General features: G+C 69.6%; 3 protein-coding genes and 1 pseudogene. 1 reads left to right on the top strand and 3 read right to left on the bottom strand.

The features are described 5' to 3' along the window. Positions 1–1,571: hypothetical protein (locus tag D7V97_RS46280; protein WP_233583481.1), on the top strand; the 1,571-nt coding region annotated here is incomplete at its 5' end. Between the two features lie 1,499 nt (positions 1,572–3,070). Here D7V97_RS46280 and D7V97_RS46275 read toward each other — a convergent pair. The 3 genes and pseudogenes from D7V97_RS46275 to alaS all read right to left on the bottom strand — a co-directional run. Continuing rightward, positions 3,071–3,364: pseudogene (locus D7V97_RS46275) on the bottom strand (TIGR02266 family protein); the annotation flags it as partial. Continuing rightward, positions 3,361–4,023: a hypothetical protein gene (locus D7V97_RS37685; RefSeq protein WP_120615435.1), complete on the bottom strand. Its 663-nt coding sequence runs from the start codon at positions 4,021–4,023 to the stop codon at positions 3,361–3,363. The gene D7V97_RS37685 and the pseudogene D7V97_RS46275, both read right to left, overlap by 4 nt. After that, positions 4,020–6,704: an alanine--tRNA ligase gene (gene alaS, locus D7V97_RS37680; protein ID WP_120615436.1), complete on the bottom strand. Its 2,685-nt coding sequence runs from the start codon at positions 6,702–6,704 to the stop codon at positions 4,020–4,022. Before alaS ends, D7V97_RS37685 begins: the two co-directional genes overlap by 4 nt. Between the last annotated feature and the right edge of the window lie 111 nt (positions 6,705–6,815).

Here is a 6,815-nt window from a genome sequence, read left to right as displayed (position 1 = left end):
CTGCGAGGATCGCTGGCTCCGTCGTGGTTGTGATGGACGCAGGCGCTGGCGTTGAGGAGGGCGCCGCATCCGCGAGGAGCGCTGGCTCCGTCGTGGTTGCGGTGGAGGCAGGTGCTGACGTTGAGGAGGGCGCCGCTCCTGCGAGGAACGCTGGCTCCGTCGTGGTTGTGATGGACGCAGGCGCTGGCGTTGAGGAGGGCGCCGCATCCGCGAGGAGCGCTGGCTCCGTCGTGGTTGCGGTGGAGGCAGGTGCTGACGTTGAGGAAAGCGACGCATCCGCGAGGAGCGTTGGCTCCATCGTGGTCGTGATGGAATCAGGTGCGGCCTTCGACGAAGGCGACGCTCCTGCGAGGAACGCTGGCTCTGTCGTGGTCGCGGTGGAGGCTGGTGCGGCCGCCGAAGGCGCTACTGCCGAGAGGGGCGTCGTCGTGGAGGACGACGTTTCCGTGATGGGCGATGCATCCGTCGTGGTCGTGACGGAAGCCGGCTGGGGCGTCAGGTCGAACGACGCTTCCGTGGGAGGCGTTGTATCCGTCGTGGCCGTGACGGAGCCAGGCATTGCCGCCGCCGACGCTGCCGCAAGAGACGCTGCATCCGTTGTGACCGTGCCCGACGGAGGTGCTCCCGTCAGGTCGGACGATGCTTCAGCGAGGGGCCTTTCATCCGTCGTGCCCACGACCGATGCAGGCGTTGTCGTCGAGGTGGACAACGCATCCGAGAGCGCCGCTGAATCCGTCGTGGCCGTGACCGACGCAGGCGTTGTCGTCGAGGCGGACAACGCATCCGAGAGAACTCCTGAACCCGGCGTGGCCGTGACCGACGCAGGCGTTGTCGTCTGCCCGGCCGATGCTTCCGCGAGGGGGGCCGCCTCCGTCGTGATCGTGACCGACGCAGGCGTTGTCGTCTGTCCGGCCGATGCTTCCGCGAGGGCCGCCTCCGTCGTGGTCGTGACGGAGGCAGACGTTGTCGGGGAACGAGCTGACTCCTCCCGGAGACTCGTTACGCCCGTGTCAGTTGCTCCATTCGGGAGCGAGACAAGGACCGACGTTGCGGAGAGCGAGGCCTCTTCCGGGATGCTGGATGAAGCCGAGGGCTCCACCGTGAAGGCAGGCGTCGCGACGGCTCCTACGGAAGTCCTCCCGTCCGTCAGCACCTCGTGTACGGGCAGTGCTTCTGAATCGGCCGTATCGAACGCAGGTGTCGTGACGCTCGCGGACGCGGCATCGCTCTCCGGGCTTGCCTCAACCGGGTTTGAAACAGGCGTCGTGGTGGGGCGCGCGGCTTCCGCGTCATTCACGGACTCGATGGAGCCCGGAACCGACGTGGCTTCCGTCGCGAGTTCGGAGCGCCCGCGTCCTCCGCTCAATGCCTCACGGTCGGCTGCCGCTGGCCCGGACGTTGTTTCAAACGCGGCGGCATCGGGAGCGGGAGGCATCGCCGATACGTGCGCGGCCTCTCCTTCACTCAATGCCTCCGCGAGCGAATCATCAACAGCGGGCTGTGCTGACGCCTCCTCCAGCGGTGTCGTGACCCCGGAGGAAACTGCTCCTTCATCCGGAGCCGCCTCGTAGGACGCCGACGCATCGAGGAGCGTGGCCCATGCGTCCTTCGTGCTCCCTGCATCCGCAGGCCCGGACGCCGTCGCGCTCGCAAGTGCGGCGTCATCCGTCAATGAGCTGCTGTCACCAGCAGCAGGCTGATCAGTCCAGGGGGCGGTCGCCTGCTCCCACGTTGGGGCTTGCTCCTCGGTGAACGGTTCGGACGGTGTCGTGAACGGAGGAGGAACCGAGGCCTCGAACAGTGACTCGCCTGCGCGGTCCTCCGGCTGTTCTGTCGTGTCCGCGTCAGGCGCATCGGCCCGTGCAGTGAAGGCGTCTTCGTCGCCAACCAGGTCCGCCGGCTCGGCTGGGGTGACGACCCGTTCCAGGGCGGCTGCGAACGGATCCACATCCTCCGGTACGGGCCCCGGGGAGATGCCCCACGCGAGCAGGTGCTCTGCTTCCGGACTGCGTGTCGGCGCATCCTTCTCCACCGACTCCGTCGCTGTCACGCCATGGGTCGCAGCGTCCTCGTCCGGCTCCGCACTGAGGTCGACATCGACGTCGAATGACTGATCATCCTCGGCCGAGGACGCCTCGAAAGCACCCGCGGGTTCACCCTCGTTGGACGGGGCCTCCACCGCGCCCATGAACGCAGGTGTCTCCTGCTCGGGAACCGCCTGCGTGTCTGCCGTCGGGACCTGCGCATCCCCAAGGACGACGTTCGGATCAAATGCCTCGACCGACGCGGGCGCGAAGCCGGAAGACGCACGGGCCTCCTGAGCTTCGTCCGGCCCAGGCGCTCCCGCTTCCTCCGCCCGCTCCTCCGCGAAGGACGCATTCCAGGACGACGTCCCCGTGTGTCCCTCGGGAGTCTCCGGGTCGGTGACCGCATCCGCTCCGACGTCGTCCGGGCTCGCAGGGGACTCGAACGGATCCCGCTCCGCCCCCCTGGCTTCGACCGGCGGTAACTGGATCGCCGCGAAGGTGCCGGAAGAAGCCGGAGGCGTCTCCACCGCCGTCGCCTCCGGTGGCGTCGAGCGGACGGTGAACATCTCCCGCGTCGACCGCTGCGGCATCCCCGGAATCGACAGGTTCCCCCGCGCATCGCGCGATGGGCCCAACACCTCCGGCAGCGGCTCGGGGGCCTTCCCGTCGTCCTCATGCTCCGGGAAGAGCGACACCGGTTCATCAGGTTCAGCGAGGTCCGGGGGCGTGACGGAGGGCGCCTCGGGCTCCATCACGGGCGCTTCCGGTGTGGCTTCTGTCGCACTCCGCTCGCTGCCGGAAGTCTCCTCGGCTTCACGGGACGGCAGCACCGGGCTCTCGGCCACGGGCGCCGTCCTGCGCGAGTCCTGCTCCGGCGGCACCGTCTCCGTGCGGATCCGTGCAGGCCCCACGGGCTGGGTGCGGCGGACCAGCCCCGGCGGACGCGGCGCCGTGTCGGTTCCTTGCGCGGGCGGGGCCGTGGCCCCCGACTCCGTGTCCTCACGCCCCGCGTCCGTCCCGGTGCGCCGGGCGACGATGCGGTCGACGAGCGCCTTGCTCGCGGCATCCAGCCGGGTGAAGCGCACCGTCATCCCGGCCCGGGCGTTCCCCGCGTCCGATTGCGCCTTGAGCACCACGCCTTCACCGCGCAAGAGCCGCGTGCCGTCCGCGAGGACGAACTCGAACGCCAGCGCCGTGCCTTCCGGCTTGGGCGCCCGGGTGGCCACGAAGACTCCGCCACGTCCCACGTTCGAGCCGTACCGCTCGATGAACTCCTCCTCCGTGGTGTACGGGAGGCGGATGCGCAGGGGCAGGAGCTTGGAAGCCGGCCCGGTCATCGCAAGGGGATCCGCACGTCCCCGCCGGAGCCCTGCACCACGAGCGCCAGCCCATCGTCTTGCACGGCTTCCGGCGTCACCTCGAACAGCAGCACCACCTCCGTGCGCTGCTCGGGCGCCCACGTGGTGGGCAGCGGCTTCGTGCCGGCCACCGCCTGCGCATCCCGCGCCAACGGGTACGCCTGTCCCTTCGCATCCGTCAGCCGCGCACCGTCCAGGGACAGCGGCGCGGGCGTCTTGCCCACGTTCTGGGTGATCAGCTCCACGCGCAGGAACAGGTCCTCCGTGGTGAGCCCCAGCCCGCCCTTGCCGGAGCCCTTCACCGAGTGCGAGGACGCAAGCCCCGTGACCTTCATCGCCACCGTGTCCACGTGCACGGTGTCGTTGCGCGCGGGCAGCCGCAGGTTGCGCGGGCCCGACTCGTTCATCCCCGCGGCCAGTCCCGCCAGCCGCGACTCCGGCTCCTGCTGCCTTGGCGCCGGCGGCGCGGAGGCCGTGCCGCCCTGCTTCACCCGGTCCGCCTCCGCGCGCAGCTTCTGGAGCGTGCGCGCGTCGGCGTCCTGTCCCGCTCCAGGCGCGGCGGACTCCTGCGTACAGCCCCCCGCGAGGAGGGCCGCCGTCAGCAACGCCAGGGAGCAGGACGGGGCGCGGGGACTCACGCCGGGCTCGCGCCCTTCACCAGCTCGTAGAGCTTCTCGAGCGCCGCGGGCAGGTTGGCCGCGTCCGGACCGCCGGCCTGCGCCATGTCCGCCTTGCCACCGCCCTTGCCGCCCACTTCCTTGGCCATCTCGCGCACCAGGTTGCCGGCGCTGATGCCCTTGGCGACCACGTCCTTGGTGAGCGCCACGAGGATGACCGCGCGGCCGTCCTTCTCACCGCCAATGGCAATCACGCCCGAGCCGATGCGGTCGCGGAGCTGATCCGCCATGCCGCGGAACACCTTGTCGTCCGCGGGGTCCACGCGCGTCGCCAGCACCTTCATGCCGTTGACCTCGCGCGCCTGGTCCAGGAGGTCCTTGTTCGACGCCGTCTGCGCCTTGACCGCGACCTCCTCCACCTTGCGCTCCAGCTCCTTCACGCGCTTCTGGGTCGCCTCCACGCGGAGGGCGACCTCCTTCGGCGTCGTGCGCAAGAGCGCCGCGACCTTCTTGAGCTCGTGCTCCTGCTCGCGCACGTACTGGAGCGCGCCCAGGCCGGTGACGGCCACGATGCGCCGCACGCCGGACGCGACGCCGCTCTCGCTCGTCACCTTGAACAGGCCAATATCGCCGCTGCGCTTCACGTGCGTGCCGCCGCACAGCTCGGTGGACTCCGGGTGCACGGTGACGACGCGCACCGTGTCGCCGTACTTCTCACCGAACATGGCCACCGCGCCGGACTTCTTCGCGTCGTCCAGCGACATGATGCGCGTCTGCGCGCCCGCGTTGTCGCGCACCCACGTGTTGACCAGGTCCTCCACCTGCTCCAACTGCTCCTGCGTGGCGGGGGAGAAGTGCGAGAAGTCGAAGCGCAGGAAGTCCGGCGCGACGACGGAGCCCGCCTGCTTCACGTGGTCGCCGAGCACGCGCTTGAGCGCCTTGTGGAGCAGGTGCGTGGCGGAGTGGTTCGCGCGGATGGACTTGCGGCGCTCCACGTCCACGGACGTCTGCACCATGTCGCTGACCTTCAGCGTGCCTTCCTTCACCTCCACCGTGTGGACGATGAGCCCCTGCACCGGGCGCTGCGCGTCCTTCACCTGCACCACCGTCTTGCCGCCGTGGGCGACGATGCGGCCGGTATCGCCCTGCTGGCCGCCGGACTCGCCGTAGAAGGGCGTCCGGTCCAGCACCACCTCCACCGTGGCGCCCGCGGCGGCCTCCGGCACTTCCACGCCGTCCTGCACGATGGCGCGCACGCTGCCTTCGCCCTCGTGGCCCTCGCCCTCGTAGCCAAGGAACTCGGTGGGGCCGGTGCGCTCCAGGACCTTCTGGTAGATCTCCCCGACGGCCTTCTGACCGGAGCCCGCGAAGCCCTTGTTGCCCTCGCCTTCCAGCAGCTCCTTGAAGCGCTCCAGGTCCACGTCGAAGCCGCGCTCGCGCGCGATGATCTGCGTGAGGTCCCAGGGGAAGCCGTAGGTGCCGTGCAGGAGGAAGGCGACCTCGCCGGAGAGGACCTTCTGGCCCTGCAGCCGCGCCAGCTCCTCGTCCATCAGCTTCAGGCCGCGGTCGAGCGTGCGGCGGAAGCCCTCCTCCTCGTGCTTGGCGACCTCCATCAGGAAGCTGCGGCTCTCGCGCAGCTCCGGGTAGGCGTCACCCATGAGCTCGATGACGCGGTCCACGACCTTGAAGAAGAACAGCTCCTTCAGGCCCAGCAGGGTGCCGTGGCGGATGGCGCGGCGCATGATGCGGCGCAGGACGTAGCCGCGGCCCTCGTTGGAGGGCTGGACGCCGTCGGCCACGAGGAACGCGGTGGCGCGGGCGTGGTCGGCGACGACGCGCTGCGAGGCGCCGGTCTCCTGCGAGTAGGGCTGGCCGCACAGCTCGCTGATGGTGCCGATGATGCCCTGGAAGAGGTCGGTGTCGTAGTTGGAGCGCTTGCCCTGGACGACGGACGCGATGCGCTCCAGGCCGGCGCCGGTGTCGATGGACGGCTTGGGCAGGGGGATGAGGGGCGCGTCCTTCTCCTTGCGTTCGAACTGCATGAACACGAGGTTCCAGATTTCGAGCCACCGGTCGCAATCACAGGCAACGCCCTGACACTTGCGGCCCGCGGCCTCTTCGACACACGCGATGTCGTCGCCCTGGTGGTAGTGGATTTCGGAGCAGGGGCCGCACGGGCCGGTGTCGCCCATGGCCCAGAAGTTGTCCTTGTAGCCGAGCTTCAGGATGCGGTCGCGCGACACGCCCTGCTTCGCCCACAGCTCGAAGGCCTCTTCGTCCCAGGGGATGCCGCCCTCGCCGTTGAACACGGTGACGGCGAGCCTGTCCGTGGAGAGGCCGAGCGTCTTCGTCACGAACTCCCAGCCGAAGGCGATGGCCTCCGGCTTGAAGTAGTCGCCGAAGGAGAAGTTGCCGAGCATCTCGAAGAACGTGTGGTGACGGGCCGTGTAGCCCACGTTGTCGAGGTCGTTGTGCTTGCCGCCGGCGCGCACGCACTTCTGGGACGTGGTGGCGCGGCGGTAGTCGCGCTTCTCGCGGCCGGTGAAGACGTCCTTGAACTGGACCATGCCCGCGTTGGTGAAGAGCAGGGTCGGGTCGTTGGCGGGCACCAGCGAGGAGGACGCCACGCGGCGGTGGGCGCGCTCTTCGAAGAACTGGAGGAACGCCTCGCGGATCTGGGAGGCGGTGAGGGCGGAAGGCATGGTGTGGGTATATGCCACAAGAGGGCCGGGCGCAGCAGTTCCTGGACGGGTCATCCCCTGTGGGACGGGCCATGTAGGCGCGGCTGACGCACGGGGGGCAGGGGAGGGGGC

The sequence above is a fragment of the Corallococcus sp. CA053C genome, from assembly GCF_003611675.1.
GTDB lineage: Bacteria > Myxococcota > Myxococcia > Myxococcales > Myxococcaceae > Corallococcus.
This window is presented reverse-complemented; position numbering and strand designations above follow the sequence as displayed.